This is a genomic window from Sorangium sp. So ce1014 (assembly GCF_051521505.1).
Taxonomy (GTDB): Bacteria; Myxococcota_A; Polyangia; order Polyangiales; family Polyangiaceae; genus Sorangium.
The window spans coordinates 5,000,459-5,017,214 of record NZ_CP150356.1 but is presented as its reverse complement, the minus strand read 5'-3'; the positions used below and the strand labels follow the sequence as shown (position 1 = coordinate 5,017,214).

The window sequence follows — 16,756 nt, the reverse complement described above, 5'->3', positions numbered from 1 at the left end:
CCGACGCGGGCGCCATGTGAGCCGCGCCAGCGAGCCGCGCCAGCGAGCCGCGACGGTGAGCCGGCATGCGCGCCGCGCCACGTCGCGCGGCGTCGCCGCAGGCGACAGTGGACGCCGGACGCGCGCAGCTGGCAGGCTGTGTAGAAGCGGCAGAGCGCCCGGAAGGAGCGCGTCAGGTCGATGCAGTCAGGAGAGGTCGTCGACGACCGGTTCGAGATCGAGGAGCACGCTGCCTCGGGCGCGACGGCGCGGGTGTACCGCGCGCGCGACCGGAGGTCCGGCGCGCCGGTGGCGCTCAAGCTCCTCCAGACGGCCGCGACCCCGTCGCTGAGCGCCCTCGCGCGCGAGGCGCTCGCCCTCGCGACGCTCGCGATCCCCGGCGTCGTTCGCTACGTCGCGCATGGCGTGACCGCGGGAGGCCGGCTCTACCTCGCGACGGAGTGGCTCGAGGGCGAGACCCTCTCGGCGCGGCTCGATCGCGCGCCGCTCACGATCGCCGAGAGCCTGACGCTCGCCGCGCGCGTGGCCGAGACGCTCGCCGCCGTCCACCGGCTCGGGTTCGTGCACTGCGACGTGAAGCCGGGCAACCTCCTCCTCGAGGGCGGCGACCTCCAGCGCGCCAGGCTGATCGACTTCGGCGCCGCGCGCTTCTCCGGGGACGACGACGAGTTCCCGACGCTCGGCGAGATCCGCGGCACGCCGCAGTACATGGCCCCGGAGCAGGCCCGCGGCGAGCCTCGGATCGACGCCCGCGCCGACGTCTTCGCGCTCGGCAGCGTGCTCTTCGAGTGCCTGACCGGGCGCGCCGCGTTCGCCGGCGGCGACCCGCTCTCGGTGCTCATGAAGGTCCTCCTCGAGGAGCCGCCGCGGCTCAGGGAGCTCCGCGGCGACCTCCCGGCCGGGCTCGATCGGCTCGTCGCGCGGATGCTGTCGAAGGCCCGCGAGGCCCGGCCGCGCGACGGCGGCGCGGTCGCGGCGGCGCTCGCCTCGGAGGCGCTCGAACAGCGGCTCGACGCGGGTTCGACGCCCCCGCCGCAGCCCTCGTCGTCCCACCCGCCGCCGCGCCGCGCGCGCGAGATCACGACCAGCGAGCGGAGGGTCATGTGCCTCATCCTCGCCCGCGAGGACGAGGCCGACGCCGAGGCGACCCTCTCCGATACAGCGGACGAGGTCCGGTCGCGGGCGATCCGCGGGATCGTCGAGCGCCATCGCGGCCGGGTCGAGCTCCTGGAGGCGCGGTGGCAGCTCGTCACGCTCTCGGGGTCGGCCGCGCCCACCGATCTCGCGGCGCAGGCGGCCCGCTGCGCGCTCGCGCTCCGCGAGCTGCTCGGCGGCGCGCGGCTCTCCCTGGTCACCGGCCGGGCCGAGGTCGCGGCGCGGCTGCCGGTCGGCGCGGTGATCGATCGTCTTGTGCAGCTCGTCCAGGGCTGCCGCGAGCCGCTCCGCCCGGCGGCCATCCGCATCGACGACATGACCGCGGGCCTGCTCGGCGCGCGGTTCGATGCGACCCGGGACGCGTCGGGGTGCTGGCTGCACGGCCCCCGCGAGGAGCCCGAGGCGCCGCCCGCGCTCCTCGGCCGGCCGACCCCGTACGTCGGGCGCGAGCGCGAGCTCGGGCTGATCGTGGCCGAGCTCGACGCCTGCCTCCGCGGGAGGGCCCCGGGCGCGGTGCTCGTGACCGGCGCGGTCGGGGCGGGCAAGTCGCGGCTCGGCTACGAGCTCGTCCGCGCGCTCAGGGCGCGCTGCGAGCCCCTGGAGGTGTGGATCGGCCAGGCCGACCCGATGAGCGCGGGCTCCGCCTTCGGTCTGCTCCAGCGCGCGCTCCGCCGCGGGCTCGGCCTGCTCGACGCCGCGCCGATCGCGTCGAGGCGCCGCGAGATCCGCGCGCGCGTCGAGCGTCGCTGCGGCGCCGCCGCCGGCGCGCGCATCGCGCCCTTCCTCGTCGAGCTCGCGGGCGCGTCGTCCCCGGACGACGGCGACGCGCAGCTCGGGGCGGCGCGGCGGCGCCCGCCCCTTGTGAGCGAAGCGCTCCGCCTCGCCTGGGAGGGCTTCCTCGATGCCGAGTGCGCCGCGCAGCCGGTGCTCCTCGTGCTCGACGACCTGCACTGGGGCGATCTGCCGACCGTGGCGCTTGTCGAGGCGGCGCTGCGCCGCCTGAGGGGCAGGCCGTTCGCGGTGCTCGCGCTGGCCCGGCCCGGCGTGCGCGAGCGCTTTCCGGGGCTCTGGGAGCCGCATCTGCTGCGCGAGATCTGCCTCCCGCCGCTGCCGCCGGCGGGCGGCGAGCAGCTCGTGCGGGAGGCGCTCGGCGCCCGGGCGAGCGCGGACCTCGTGAGGACGCTCGTGGAGCGCGCCGACGGCAATGCGTTCTATCTGGAGGAGCAGATCCGCGCCGCTGCCCGCGGCAGGACCTCGTCGCCGCCGGAGACGGTGCTCGCGATGGTGCAGGCCGGGCTCGACGCGCTCGATCCGGAGGCGCGGCGGGTGCTCCGCGCCGCGAGCGTCTTCGGCGAGGCGTTCTCCGAGGCGGGGGTCGCCGCGCTCGTGGGCCGCGCGGAGGTCGCGCGCGAGCTCGACGAGCTCGTGGGGCGCGAGGCGATCGTGCGGCTTGGCGTGCGGAGCGCGGACGGCGACGCCGCGTACCGCTTCCGCCACGCGCTCCTCCGGGAGGCCGCCTACGGCATGCTGACCGAGGGCGACCGGCGGCTCGGCCACGCGCTCGCGGGCGGCTTCCTCGCGGAGCGCGGCGAGGCCGACCCCATGGCGCTGGCCGAGCACTTCGAGCGCGGCGGCGAGCTTGCGCGCGCGGCCACGGCGCACCTCGCGGCGGCGCGGCAGGCGCTGCGGGGCAACGACCCCGGCGCGGCGCTCGCGCGGGCGGCGCGCGGCATCGCCTGCGATCCGGCGCCCGCCGTCGTGGACGAGCTCCGTCGCGTCGAGAGCGAGGCGCGCTTGCTCGAGCGCGCCGCGGACGACGCCTGCCTCGAGCGTGTGGCGGACGATGCCCGCACGATCGAGCTCGCGCGGGCGTGGCTGAGCGGGGCGGCCGAGTAGGCGAGGTCGCGCGCATCTCCTGTCGGTTGGCCAATCGACTTCTGTGGCATGGCCGGCGGCTGGTCGGCGAGGCAGGCGGGTAGGTCGCCACATGGCCGGCGGCTGGTCGGCGAGGCAAGCGGGTAGGTCGCCACATGGCCGGCGGCTGGTCGGCGAGGCAAGCGGGTAGGTCGCCACATGGCCGGCGGCTGGCCGGCGAGGCAGGCGGGTAGGTCGCCACATGGCCGGCGGCTGGTCGGCGAGGCAGGCGGGTAGGTCGCCACATGGCCGGCGGCTGGTCGGCGAGGCAGGCGGGTAGGTCGCCACATGGCCGGCGGCTGGTCGGCGAGGCAGGCGGGTAGGTCGCCACATGGCCCGGGGTGTGCGTACGCCCGGCGAAGGGCCTGGGGAGCTAGTCGGCGCGCCCTCGGAGCACCTCGACCGCGCGCCGGACGCCCAGCACGACGTCAGTCCAGGCTTCTCTCGCCACGACGCCAGTCCAACAGACGATCTCCTCCTGCCTCTGCTTGGGCGGCGGAGCTGCGGCCCTACCGTCCGATGCGCGCGCGGATGGCGGCGCGCGTCTCCTCCGAGAGCGTATCGAGGTAGGAATCGGACAGGGCCTGGAGCACTTCATCCGGCAACGCAAGCAACACCTGCTCGGGGGGCAGGCCCGCCATGCGCTGCTCGGGGGGCAGGCCCGCCATGCGCTGCTCGGGGGGCAGGCCCGCCATGCGCTGCTCGGGGGGCAGGCCCGCCATGCGCTGCTCGGGGGGCAGGCCCGCCATGCGCTGCTCGGGGGGCAGGCCCGCCATGCGCTGCTCGGGGGGCAGGCCCGCCATGCGCTGCTCGGGGGGCAGGCCCGCCATGCGCTGCTCGGGAGCGTACGCCGACAGCACCCGCTCGGGCGGGAGGGCGGCCACGAGCTTCCGGACCACCTCGTCGAAGCCTTCCAAATCGTGCATTTCCATGGCGATCTCCTCGGCTCCAAGCTGCTGCGAAAGCCACCGGCGGGCCTCGACGGTCCGGGCCTCGCCGTGCCCGAACAAGCGTAGCAGATCGTCGTCCTCCGCCTCGGCCGCCGCGTCGATCGTCGACGACGAACAGCGCGAAGGCTCCGCCGCTGAGCTGCCAGTAGCCGCCTCCGAGGTCGCTCCATCCGAGGCCGAGGTCCGCGACATCCGCATCGAGAGACCGGGTGCGCGACGGGACGAGCAGCACGCCGCACAGATCGCTCCGCTGCTCCATCCGTTCCGGCTCGTCGGCGAAGTACAGATGCAGGTAGCTGTACAGCCGGTCGAAGTTGCGCCGGCGGTAGGGCCGACCGCTGCTCTTGAACTCCACGATCGTGTCCCTGGGGAGCAGGTCCCAGAGTCTCTTGAGCGTGCCGGCCGACTCGCTCGACCCCGCGCCCCTGCGCAGCAGCAGGTAGTCTGCGCGGAGCGGCTCCGTCGAGAGCGGCACCTCGCTGCGCACCTCGAACCCACGCGAGCCGCGCTGGCTGAGCAGCGCGACAAGCAGCACGTGCCAGGCCGTCCGGGTCGAGCCCATCGGGCGCCCTCTACTCGCCTGTCCAGGTCGGGGTCAACAATCGGTGCCCTCCGGCGGGTCGGACCGGGCATCCAGCCCGCGTCGAGATCGTCGACGCACAGCGCTCGTCGGCCGGCGATCCCCGCGCAATCACGGCGCGCTGGACAGGGCGCGCGACGGTCCGGGGAGGCGGTGATCGAGGCGCGGCGCGCGATGAAACGGCTCGCGCCGGCGCTGTTCGCGACGTACATGGCGCGGGGCGGAGGGGCGTTGCAGGGTGGGTAGGGCGGGGGCGTTGTCGTCCGCCGAGCGGCTGAGCGGCAGGGCTCCTCCGCCGGATGGCGGTCGGTTACGCTCGGAGGTTGGTCATGAGGAGCCGCCCTCTCATCCGAATGCAGGTGCCCAGGGTCGTGTTCCCGGGCGAGACGATCGATGTCGGGCTCTCGCTCGACAGCGCAACGGAGACGCCGATCGACTTCGTGCGCGTGACCCTGGAGCACACGCAGAAGATAGGGAGCCAGGGGAGCCAGACGTTCCCCGTCTCCCGCGACCTGCTGCTCCTCAGCGAGGACGTTGCCGGGAAGGGGCGGCTCGGCGAGGGGGTTCACCGCTACCGGGTCTCGTTCGCGCTGCCGGTGGATCTCCCGCCGTCGCACGCCGGTTCTCTCGCGAGCTGCCGGTGCCGGGTCAGCGCGCTTGTCTCCATTCCGTGGTGGCTCAACGCCGAGGAGAGCGAGGTGATCCTCGTCGGGCGTCCGACCGTTCCGGCGCCGAAAGACGAGCCGTTCACCAGCGCGAGCTCCCGGGAGCACGGCGCCTTCGTCGAGGTGTCGCTGCCGCGCCGGACCTTCGCCCCGGGCGAGCCCCTGGCCGGCGCCATCGCCTTCGGCGATCTCGGCGGGCGCCGCCCTTTCACGCTCGATGTCTCCCTGATCGCCGTCGAGCTGGCCCAGCTGAGCCAGCACACCCTTTCCAGCGAGGGCCGTCAGCTCTCATTTTTCAAAGATCTCGCGGGGGTAGCCGGGACCGAGGTGCCATTCCGCATCGCTCTGCCGCGTGAGCTCGCGTTTTCTTACAGCGCCGCGGAAGTTTCCCTGGAGTACCGGCTGGAGGTGACGCTCGAGCACGTAGGGGGCCGGGTGCTGCACTCCGTGCCGGTGGTGATCGACCGGTTCGAGCCGCGGACCGGGCGCGAGGGCAAGCGGCCCCCGGTCGGCGCGGATCGTTGGCGCGCGGTCTGGGCGAGCGTGGGGCAGCGGGTCGGGCTCTCCCCGGGGGGACGGGGGCTGCGACTCCGCGGTGTGCGTGCGGGGTGCGCCGTGGAGGTGGCGCCCGCCGAGAAGGAGTCGAGCGCCGGCCTGAGCGCGACGGTGCGGTTCGCGGAGCCCTGGGGGCTGCGTCTTGGCGTGCGGCCACGGGGCGCGCTGGATCTCGGCGGGATGGCGACCGGGGAGGGTGGCGTCGAGGAGGGGGGATTCGACCGGCGCTTCCGGGCGCGGGGGCGGGAGGAGGCGCAGGTGCTGGCGGCGCTCACGCCCGCGCTGCGGGGAGCGCTGAGCGCGTTCCACCTGGCCGACGTGGACGACGCGGAGGCGCGGGTGTGGAGCGCCGCGGGGGCGTCGGACGGGCCGGAGCTGGAGGCCTTCCTGGCACAGGTCGACGCGCTCGCGCGGGCGATCGCGAAGGCCGGCGCGGCGCTGCCGCCGCCGGCGGCCATGGCGGCGTGGTTGCCCGCGTGGCGCCGCTTCGCGGAGGAGAATGCCGGGGCGCTCGGGGTCGGGTCGATGCGGCTGGCGTGGACCTTCGAGGGGGGGCGGTTCGAGCTGGAGACGCTGTTCAAGGGGGCTGCGCCGACGGGCACACGGCTCGTGTTGCGGCTGGATCCGCCGATCGCGGGCGCGGGCGGGACAATGAAGGCGGCGGAGCAGCGGATCGCGGCGGCGATCCTGGAGCAGGCGGCGCGCCTCGGGCGCGTCGCGGACGCGGAGGAGGGGGTCGCGGTGGCGCCGGGAAAGATCTCCGTGGTGATGGCGGCGCCGCTCGCGGATCCGGCGGCGGCGCAGGAGGTGCTGCGGCCCATGCTGGCGCTCGCGCGCGAGATGCGGGGGGAACGGCGGGGCGGGCCCTACCGGTGAGGGGCGGCGAGGGCGGGGCGGGCGTGGCGATCCATCGCCGGGGGCTGGTCGGCGCGGCAGGCGGGCGTGTCGCGAGTTGGCCGGCGGTGTGCAGGAGACGGGACGGCTCGCGATCCAGCGGTCGATCGGACGTGGAGCGCTCAATCGCCTTCGAGATCGAGGTCCTCCCACCAGAGGGAGAGCTCGATCTCCACCTCGTCGAAGGGCTCGGCGCGCACCCGCTCCGTCGGGCCGTGGACGGCAGCCGACGACGTCCCTGGGCTGCGGATCCGGACGGCGTACGTGCCTCCGTCGGGATTTGCTGGAGCGGCCGACCTCTCGACAACCCTGCGCTCAGTCCCGGCCCAGCGCAGGCGGTGCGGGGAGCAGCGGCTCGTCGTCCGGTATGCGGAGGCCGGGCACTACCGCGTCGAGCTCGCCTGGCTCGAAGCGGCAAAGGTTGGCGGCGTGCCAGAAGGCACCCGCGATGTTGCCGCCGAGCTTGTAGCGACCGTCGGGGCGGAAGCCGACCCAGCCCTCGGGGAGCTTGAGGAGCACGGCGAGGCAGGCGCCGGTGCGGACGTCCCAGAAGCGGATCGTACTGTCCATGGAGCTGGAGAGGAGCGTGCCGCCGTCAGGGGTGAAGGCTAGGCTCGAGACCGAATCGGAGTGCCCTTCCAGCACGCGCGCGAGGTTTCCTGTCGCCACCTCCCACAGGTGGACGCGCCGGTCATCGGACGCCGAGGCGAGCACGGTCCCATCCGGGGTGAAGGCGACATCGTTCACCCGGCCGGTATGGCCGCGCAGCGCGCGCGGAACACCGCGCTCGACGAGCGGCCAGAGCCGCACGGTCGAGTCGTCGGATCCAGAGGCGAGCGTCGCGCTATCCGGGCTGAAGGCCACGCACCTGACGACATCGTCATGGCCCGTGAGCACGCGCGCTGCTTCTTCGCCGTCCACCTGCCAGAGTCGAACGGTTCGATCGACCGATCCCGAGGCGAGCGTCGCGCCATCCGGGCTGAAGGCCACGCACCTGACAACATCGTCGTGACCCGCGAGCACGCGAAGCGGCTCCGCCGTCTCGGCGCCCCAGATCCGCACCGTCCTGTCGAACGACCCTGACGCGATCATTCGCCCGTCACGACTGAACGCAATATCCGTGATGCTGTTGAAATGCCCTTTCAGCGCGCGCTTCGTGCAATTTGCGTCGAGCTCCGCGAGCTGGACCGTGTGGTCGTACGCGGCGAAGGCCAGCGTTGCGCCGTCAGGGCTGAAGGCGGGCCTCGCCGAGGGGCAGCTTATCTCCATCAACGGCGGCAGCGCGCTCCATGGCGACATTCGCCAGAGGCGAATGCCGAAATCGCCGGAGCTGAGCGCGAGCGTCGCGCCATCGCGGCTCAAGGCCATCGCCATGGATGCCCTCGACTGTCCTTCGAGCACGCGCAGCGCGCCGCCGGTCGACACCTGCCACAGCCGCACCGTCCTATCTTTCGAGCCCGAGGCGAGCGTCGCGCCGTCAGGGCTGAACGCGACGCTCGTCACGCCGGCCGAATGGCCCTCGAGCACGTGCGACGCGACGCGGAGCTGGCGCCACAGCTGCACCGATCCGTCGCCCGAGCCCGAGGCGAGCGTCGTGCCATCCGGGCTGAACGCGACGCTCCTCACGTGCCGAGTGTGGCCCTTCAGCATGTGCAGCGCCTCGCCCGTCGATACCTGCCAGAGGCCAATGTCGTAGTCCAGGGAACCGGAGGCCAGCATCTCGCCATCCGGGCTGAAGGCGACGCTGAGCACGCCACCCCGGTGGCCGCTCAACATGCGAAGCATGTCGCCTGTCGAGAGCTCCCAGAGCCGGACGGTGGCATCGTGAGCGCCGGAGGCCAGCACCTCGCCGTCGGGGCTGAACATCACCGACGTCACCCCGTCCAGATGACCCTGGAGCACGCTGAGCTGCCTGAAGGTGCCCACCTGCCAGAGCCGGACGGTGGCGTCGTGAGCGCCGGAAGCCAACCACTCACCGTCAGGGCTGAACGCGACGGTGGTCACGTCACGCGAGTGCCCCTTGAGCACGCCGAGCACGTTGCCGGTCGATACGTCCCAGAGCCGGACGCTGCAATCGTCCGAGCCGGAGGCGAGGGTGTCGCCGTCAGGGCTGAAAGCGATGCTCGTAATCCAAGCGGAATGGCCTGTCAGGACGCGCAGCGCCGTGCCGGTTGCCAACTCCCGCAGCACGATCCAGCCAGCATGACCGGATGCGAGCAGGGTTCCATCGGGGCTGATCGCCACGGTGTTGCATCGACTGCCTTGCACCCAGGTCGGCTCGAACCGCGCCGTCGCCGGCATCGCCGCGCCGAATGTGTCGCCCCCGTCGAGATGCGCGCCCCGCGCCCCCACGAGCTTCGCCCCGCGCAGCTTCATCGAGGCGAGTCTCGCCCCGGTCAGGTCCGCGCCCACGAGCCGCCCCCGCACCGCCGTCGCCCCGGTCAGGTCCGCCCCGCAGAGCGCCGCCCCCGAGAGGTCCGCCCCGTCGAGCTGCGCCCCCGCCATCTGCGCCCCGCTCAGGTTGGCCCCCACGAGCATCGCCTCCCTCAGGTCCGCTCCCCGCAGATCGCACCCGCTGAGGTCCTTCCCCGAGAGGTCCTGCCCCCGCAGATCCGCCCCCGCGAGGTTCATCCGCTCGCTCACGCCGAGCCGCATCCGCCCGTCGATCCGCAGCGCGTTCCCCGCCGCCACCGCCCCGAACGCCCCGCCGAGCGCCCTCCGCGCCCACGCCGCCGCCGCCTCGCGCCCCGCGAGCGCCCCGAAGAAATCGGCCATCAGGTCGCTCACCTCCCGCTGCGCGAGCGCCGCCGCCTCGCCGGCGCGCTGCGCCTCCTCGGCCGCCTCCCGCGCCACGAGCCACTCGAGCACCGACTGGTGGATGAACCGGAAGTTCTCCTGGTCGTCCCACACGAGCAGCGTCCCCGAGCCGATCTGGTGCCTCGTCACGTCCAGATCGAGCTCGTGCCGCCCGAGCGCCTGCAGCGCCGCGATGAGCTCCGCCGGCAGCTCGCGGATGCTCACGCTCTGCTCCGTCCGCTGCCACAGCCGCGTCGCGAGCTCCGTCACCGCCCGCCACCGCTGCGCCACCGACAGCCCCGGCTGCGCGCCCTTCGGGTGCGCGCGCTCGTACTCCCAGACGATCCACCGATCCAGGAGCAGCCGGTACAGCCCCGCCGACGTGATCTCCCCGTCGCCCGCCCGCGCCTGCCGGAGCTGCGCCTCCTCGATCTCGGCGATGAACCCCAGCATCCGCGGGTTCGCCGACAGGCCGAGCAGGTCCTTCACGTCCGCGAGCTGCCGCATGCGCTCGTCGGCCACCTCCTCGGTGCCGAGCCGGTTCACGAGGAACCTGCGGATCTGCGCCCCGGTGAACGGCAAGAGCCGCGCGAGACGGTAGCCGGGCAGCAAGGCGGCCCGCTCCGCGAGCGCCGACCTCACCTGCTGCTCCGAGATGAAGTGCTGGCTCCGGCTCGTGACCACCACCTTCGCCGCCTTGCCCTGCGCCGCCTGGATCAGCGTGTCGAAGTGCTCGACCGCGCGGTCGTACGTCACGCGGAAGGCGAGCTCGTCGAAGCCGTCGAACAGGAGCGCGATCCGCCCCTCGGCGAGCATGTGCCGGAACGCAGGGAGATCGATCTTGCCGAGCCCCGCGAGCGCGAGGTGCTGCGCGATGAGCGCGTTCAGATCGCGCGCCTTCTCCAGCGCGCGCATCTCGATGAGCACCGGCGTCAGCGGGCCGCCCGACTTGCCCATCCGCCGCGCGAGCTCGTGCAAGAGGAACGTCTTGCCCGTGCCGAAATCGCCGAGCACCAGCACGAACCGGCTGTGCTCCGCGTCGAGCAGCTCGGCGAACGCGTCGAGCGCGCGCTCGCGCAGCGCCTCCTCCTGGCCCATCGTGAGCGCGATGCGCTGATCGACGTAGAGCGCCGGCGGATAGGTGGGGTCCCGCTCGAGCCGCGCGCTCTGCCACGCCAGGTAGCCGCGGAAGTCGATGAGCCCCTGGTACTCCAGGAACCGCACGACGCGCACGCGCCGCGCGCTCGCGTAACGGACGAGCTCCTCCGGCGCGGGCTCACCGCCGTAGACCAGCGTGGACACGAGGCCGGGATCCTCGCGCCGGTACGAGGCGTCGATGCTCTCCAGGAACGCGGAGACCGCCTCGGTCGAGATGCCGCTCTCGAGCGCCGCGAGCGGCGCGATCCGGACGATGCCGCCCTCGTTGACCGAGACGCGCAGGTAGCAGCCGAAGGGGAGGGGCGCGTCGAACCACTCGATGTCCACGCCCTCGGGCTCGCGCAGCCTGCACACGCGCTCGACGCGCGAGAGGAAGTCGTCGCTGCGCCCCTCGCCCGGCAAGAGGATGTCGTCGCCGTGCGGATCCGCGTGGCCGCCCGCCGCGCGCGCCGGGAAGCGGCGCAGCCTCCGGCCTCGCCCGGCCTGCTCGCGGAGCGCGGGCTCCTGGTAGCGCCGCAGGAAAGCGAAGAGGAACTCCGCCGAAGCGCGGCACGCGAACGCGCGGAAGCTGTCGTCCTTGTCGCGGTCGCCGTGATCCGAGACCGCCTTCGCGATGATCGACCGCCGCCCGAGGCGCTCCGCGACGTAGCCGATCGCGGCGGCCTCCATCTCGACGCCGAGCAGCTTCCGCCCGATCGGCTTCAGCCGCTCGAACAGCCCGGCGTCCTCCTGCACCGCCTTGCCGGTGGCGATCGGGCCGATGTGCACGCGGAACGGCCGGGCCTGCGGCGGTCCGTCCGGGTAGATCAGGCGATCCCGCCGGATCTGCGCCATGCCGGCCTCGGTGAGCTCGAGGCCGCCGTCGCCGATGCGGAGCACGCCCTCCGCCTCCAGCTCGCCGATGCGCTCGGCCCAGCCCGGGCATCGCTGCGCGCGTTCCGGCCGCGCGACCGGCGGCGGCCCCCCCTCGACCTGGCTCGCGTAGAGCGCGTGCCGGAGCCACCACGCCTGCGACGCCTTCGACGGCGGGCGCTCGGCCGCGAGCGCCGCCTGCCGCTCGAACTCGCGCGCGAAGAGCGCGGCGTCCATGTTCCACGTCCGCTCGAGGTTGTACGTCTCGATGTCGTGGAAGAACTCGCCGGCGCCGCCCCCGGCGGACGCTGCGACGCGCTTGCCCTCGTCGTAGCTGTAGACCCGATCCGCGACGATGACGTCGCCGAGCGACACCTCGCCGCGCTTGCCGGCGCAGATGCCGCACATCGCGAGGCACCCCGGATCGAGCTCCTCGATGAGCCCCTGCGCCCTCGCCGCCGCCGCGCTCTCGCCCATCCGCCCCGACCACGCCGCGGCGACGCGGAGCGGCTGGCCGCGGTCGTTCGGGAGCTCGCGGACGTAGTACGGGAAGCCGGCCGCATCCCGCGCCTCCCGCCAGCCGTCCCGGCCGCCCTGCGCGAGCACCGCCTCGAGCTCGTCCTGCAGCGCGGTCACGACAAGCGCGTCGACGCGCCCTGTGGGGAGGTTCGGCGGCACCGGGCCACTCTAACAAACAAGCGCGCGCGCCATCGCGCGGGCGAGGCCTCATCCCTCCCGGCACGACGGGCGACCCGAGCTGCACCCCGAACGCCCCCCCGCCCGGGCCGCGACCTGGCCGATTTTCTTGGACGAGCGCCCTCCCGCAAGGCTTTCATCCCGCCATGGCGAGGCTCGTCGAGGCGCTGAATCGATTCTTCGGGCGGGTCGAGATCCTCGCCCTCGGCCTCGAGAACGAGCGCAGCGCCGCCGAGGCCGCGCTCGCGAAGGGCATGCCGCTCGAGGCCCGCGAGCACGCCCGCAGCATCCTCTCCGTCCTGCCCGACTCGGCCGTCGGGCTCGCGCTCTGGGCCGACGCCGCGGAGGACGCGTGGCTCGACCAGGAGGTCGTCACCGCGCTCACCGACCTCGCGAAGCGCGTGCCCTGGCGCGCCGACGTGTGGCTCCGCCTCGGGCGCGCAGGGCAGCGCGTCGGCTGGGACGGCGCGCGCAACGCGCTCGAGCGGGCCACCGCCGCGCCCGAGGAGCGCGACGCGGCGCGGCTCGCGCTGCTCGACCTCTGCGACCTCGACCTCGCCGCCGGCGATCCGGCCCGCGCGCAGCGCTGGCTCGACCGCATCCCGGCGCCGCTCTCCACCGTGCCCGACCGCGACGCCGCCCTCCGCCGCGCCGAGTGCGCGCTCGCGCACGGTGACCTCGACGCGGCGCGCGCCGCCGCGGAGATCCTGGGCGAGCCCACCGCGATCGAGGGGCGCGCCGCCCTCGTGCTGGCCCGGCTCGCGCTGGCCGAGGCGGGCGCCGCGCCGGGCGCCTCCGCGGCCGCGCTGCCGCCCGCCGAGGTGACGCGGGCGCTCGACCTCGGGCTGCGGGCGCTCGTGCTCGACGTCCCCGGCGCGGCGGAGCTCTGCGCCTCGCTCGTCGCCGCCTCCCGCGACGTGCTCGTCGTCGACCGCGTGCGCCGCGTCGTCCGCGCCGCGGGCGCGCTCGACGAGCCGACCTGGGCCGCCGCGTTCGCCTTCGCCGAGGGGCGGCGCGACGACGCGCGGCGAGCGCTCGCGCGCGGGCTCTCCGCCGGCGATCGCACGGCCGCGGCGGCGCTGCTCCGCATGGCCGTCGAGACCCGCGACCTCGGCGCGCTCGACGCGCTCGCGGCGCGGGCGGCCGGCGTGGACATGCGCGGCGCGACGGCGCCGCCGCTCCCGCCCGACCTCGTCCGGCTGCGCGACGCCGCGGCCATGGCGTCCGAAGGGCAGGGGAGCGAGGCGCTCGACGCGCTCGACGCGGTGACCGGCGAGGGCGCGGCGTGGGCCGACGACATGCGCCGCGCGATCGTGCGCGCGTGGATCTTCCCCGCGGAGGGCGCGGCCGGGTCCCGCGCCGCCGCCGCCGCCGCCGCGTGGGGCGACGTGCTGCGCGAGCTCGCGCGCACGGCCAAGCGCCTCGATCGGCTCGACCTGCTCGCGGCGACCGAGGCCCTCGCGGTGGAGCGCGAGCGCCCGCTCCGCGCCGCCGTGCTGGGCGAGTTCAACGCCGGCAAGAGCACGTTCCTGAACGCGCTGCTCGGCGAGGACGTGGCGCCGACGGGCGTCCTGCCGACGACCGCGGCGCTCCACTGGGTCGCCTGGGCGCCCGATCCGTTCGCGCGCATCGTCGTGCGCGGCGGCCAGGACCGCGTCGTGCCGCACGCGGCGGTGAAGGACACGCTGCGCGCGCTCGGCGCCTCCGGCGCGAAGGTCGCGCGGGTCTTCATCTACGCGCCGATCGAGCGGCTCAAGCGCGTCGAGATCCTCGACACGCCCGGCTTCAACGCGCCGGAGCCGGACCACATCGCGGAGGCGCGGCGGGCGTTCGACGAGGCCCACGTCGTCATCTGGCTGCTCGACGCGCCCCAGGCGATGAAGGAGTCGGAGCGGCGGGTGCTCTCCGAGATCAGCGCGCTCGGCGTGCCCGTGCAGATCCTCGCGAACAAGGCCGACCGGCTCAAGCCCGACGCCCTGGAGACGGTGCTCGCGCACGTGCGCGACAGCCTGGCGGCGAGCGCCATCACCTCGCTCACGCCGCCGATCGCCTTCTCGGCGCGGCTCTCGCTGAAGGGGCGGCTCGGCGACGAGGCGGCGCTCGCGGCCTCGGGCTGGGCCGAGGTCGAGGCGCTCTTCGCCGAGCAGATCGTCGACGCGAGCGACGCGCTCCGCGAGCGCGCGCTCCGGCGCAAGGCGGGCCGGATCGCGGCCGAGCTCGCGCAGGCGGCCTCGGCGCGCGCCGCGGAGGACCGCGAGGCCGGGCGAAGAGCGCGCGCCGAGGCCGACCGGCTCCGCGCGAGCGCGGCCTACCTGCGCCGCGAGCGGCGGACGATCGCCGCGGCGATCGACAAGGCGCTCGAGCCCGCGCGCCGGGAGCTCGCGGCCGACCTGCGCCCGATCGCGGCGCTGCCCGAGGAGCGCAAGCGCACGGACGCCAGCGTCCGCGCTTACGTGCAGGAGCGGCTCGTGACGCGGCTGAGCTGGCCGCTGTCGGCCGAGATCGCGCGGGCGGCCCACGCGGGCGTGGAGCCGGGGGCGCGCCGCGCGCGGGGCGTCAGCGACGACAGCGAGGGCGGCGTGGAAGAAGCGGGCGCCGCGCCGTCGCCGCGGGCGGCGGCCCACGTGCGCGCGGTCGTGATGGGCATGGTGGCGGTGCACGACGCCCCCGATGAGCTCGCGGCGCGCTCGATCGAGGGCGTGGTCGAGGCCGCGATCGACGCCTTCGCGATGGCGCTGTCGGCCGAGGCGGAGGCGCCCGTGCCGCCGCCGGCCTCGGCGGCGGTCGAGCTGCGCGCGCAGGCGCTCCGCGCCGCCTTCGAGGCGCACGGGGCGTCGATCGACGCCTCGCACGCCTCGCACGCCTCGCACGCCTCGCACGCCTCGCACGCCTGAGCGCGGCCGGGCCCGAGGGGGCGCCGCGTCAGCGGCTCAGGAAGAACGCGAGCACCCCGAGCGCCAGCCCGATCACGAGCGCCAGCGGCACCGCGAGCCGGACCATCCACAGGTCCGTCGGCCGCGGGGGCGGACGGCGATCCCGCCGGGCGACGAGCGGCGTGACCTCGATGACGTGCTCGGCCGCGGGCCGCCCGGGGTGCCGCGGCGGCGCGGCGGCGACGGGCGCCCCGGGGCCGCGCGGCGCCTCCGGCCGGGGGGACGGAGTGCGGGCGCCCGACGGGGAGAAGAGCGGAGCGAAATCCTTGCGATCGTGGATCACGACGTCGCTCGCCGGCGGATCGCTCGACGGGGTGCCGATCCGCCGCGCCTGCGGGAGCGTGCGCGAGAGGTCCTCGGACGTCGGCCCGGCGAGCGGGTCGTGCCGGAGGACGCCGCCCGGCAGCGTCGCGGCGCGCGACGAGATCGCGCTCGACGCCGGCCCCTCCGTGAGCGCGGCCTCGCGGAACATGGCCTTCGCCAGCACCTCGCCCCGCTGCGCCGGCGGCGGCAGATCGACCTCGCGCAGCGGCTGCGCGGCCGTCATCGTGCTCCGGATCGACACCGGCATCGCCGACTCGACGGTCGGCGCGTCCGCGAGCGCGCTCGCCTGGGCGGCGGGGAGCAGCGCGTCCGACAGGTGGGGCAGGAGCCGCTCGAGCTCCTCGCTCAGCTCGCGCGCGCCCTGCTGGCGCTGGCTCGGCCACTTCGCGAGCGCGGTGAGGATGATCGCCTCCAGCGCGGGGTGGATCTGCGGCAGGAACAGGCTCGGCGCGGGCGGCTGCTTCCGGAGGTGATCCATGGCCACCTCCCAGACGAGGGACGTGGGCGGGAAGGGGAGCCGGCCGGTGACGAGCAGGAACAGGAGGATCCCGCACGCGTACACGTCGCTGCGCCCGTCGACGGCGTCGCCGCGGCACTGCTCCGGGGACATGTACGCCGGCGTGCCGACGACCATGCCGACCGTGGTGACCGAGCCCCAGACGCTGATCGGCGCGCTGTTCGGCCCGTCGTCGCCGGCCCGGGTGCCGCCCTCGACCATCTTCGCGATCCCGAAGTCGAGCACCTTCACGCGCTCGACCGACGGATCCGCCGGATCCCGCAGGATCATCACGTTCTCGGGCTTGAGGTCGCGGTGCACGATGGCCCGCGCGTGCGCGGCGGCCAGGGCGTCGGCGATGCCGATCAGGATCCGCACGGCGCGGGCCTCGGAGAGGCGGCGCTCGGCGAGCAGGACCTCGAACAGATCCTGCCCCGAGACGAGCTCCATCACGATGTAGGGCAGGTGGCCTTCCACCCCCGAGTCGAGGATCTGCACCGTGTTCGGGTGGCGAAGGCGCGACGCTGCCTTCGCCTCCCGGTAGAAGCGGGTCATGAAGGTCTCGTCGCCGAGGAGCTGCGGGTGCATGATCTTGATGGCGACGTCGCGCGGCTCGCCGTCCTGGACGCCGCGGTAGACCGCCGCCATCGCACCCTCGCCGATGAAGCCCGTGACGCGGAAGCGCCCCGCGATGGTTCGGCCGATGAGTTCCGGGCCCGCGCTCATGAGCGAGACTGCACCATAGAGTCCTCTGCGTCCTTCTAGAAGGGTTACCCCCGGCGTTCGCG

The 16,756-nt window shown here is 74.8% G+C and carries 6 protein-coding genes; 3 read left to right on the top strand and 3 right to left on the bottom strand.

The features are described from left to right. Window positions 1–180 precede the first annotated feature (180 nt). The gene (locus tag WME75_RS19020; protein ID WP_437492806.1) at window positions 181–3,051 is read left to right on the top strand and encodes a serine/threonine-protein kinase; all 2,871 of its coding nucleotides are present in this window, start codon (window positions 181–183) and stop codon (window positions 3,049–3,051) included. 527 nt (window positions 3,052–3,578) lie between these two features. Here the strand turns inward: WME75_RS19020 and WME75_RS19015 are convergent. Further along, window positions 3,579–4,001 (bottom strand): hypothetical protein, encoded by a 423-nt coding sequence (locus WME75_RS19015; protein WP_437492804.1) that lies wholly within the window; start codon window positions 3,999–4,001, stop codon window positions 3,579–3,581. A 927-nt stretch (window positions 4,002–4,928) separates the two neighbouring features. On the opposite strand from WME75_RS19015, the gene WME75_RS19010 reads away from it, so the two are divergent. Continuing rightward, entirely contained in the window at window positions 4,929–6,695 is a 1,767-nt protein-coding gene (locus tag WME75_RS19010; protein WP_437492803.1) for a hypothetical protein, read from the top strand. Window positions 6,696–7,028: 333 nt separating this feature from the next. Here the strand turns inward: WME75_RS19010 and WME75_RS19005 are convergent, their stop codons facing one another. Next, window positions 7,029–12,197, bottom strand: coding sequence for a pentapeptide repeat-containing protein (locus tag WME75_RS19005; protein ID WP_437492801.1), 5,169 nt, complete (start codon window positions 12,195–12,197; stop codon window positions 7,029–7,031). A 164-nt stretch (window positions 12,198–12,361) separates the two neighbouring features. Here WME75_RS19005 and WME75_RS19000 point away from each other — a divergent pair, with 164 nt between their 5' ends. Continuing rightward, a complete protein-coding gene (locus WME75_RS19000; protein ID WP_437492799.1) occupies window positions 12,362–15,109 on the top strand; it encodes a dynamin family protein in 2,748 nt (915 codons plus the stop codon). Window positions 15,110–15,137: 28 nt separating this feature from the next. On the opposite strand, the gene WME75_RS18995 is transcribed toward WME75_RS19000, so the two are convergent. After that, window positions 15,138–16,694, bottom strand: a complete 1,557-nt coding sequence (locus tag WME75_RS18995) for a protein kinase domain-containing protein (protein ID WP_437492797.1) — start codon at window positions 16,692–16,694, stop codon at window positions 15,138–15,140. Window positions 16,695–16,756: the final 62 nt, after the last annotated feature.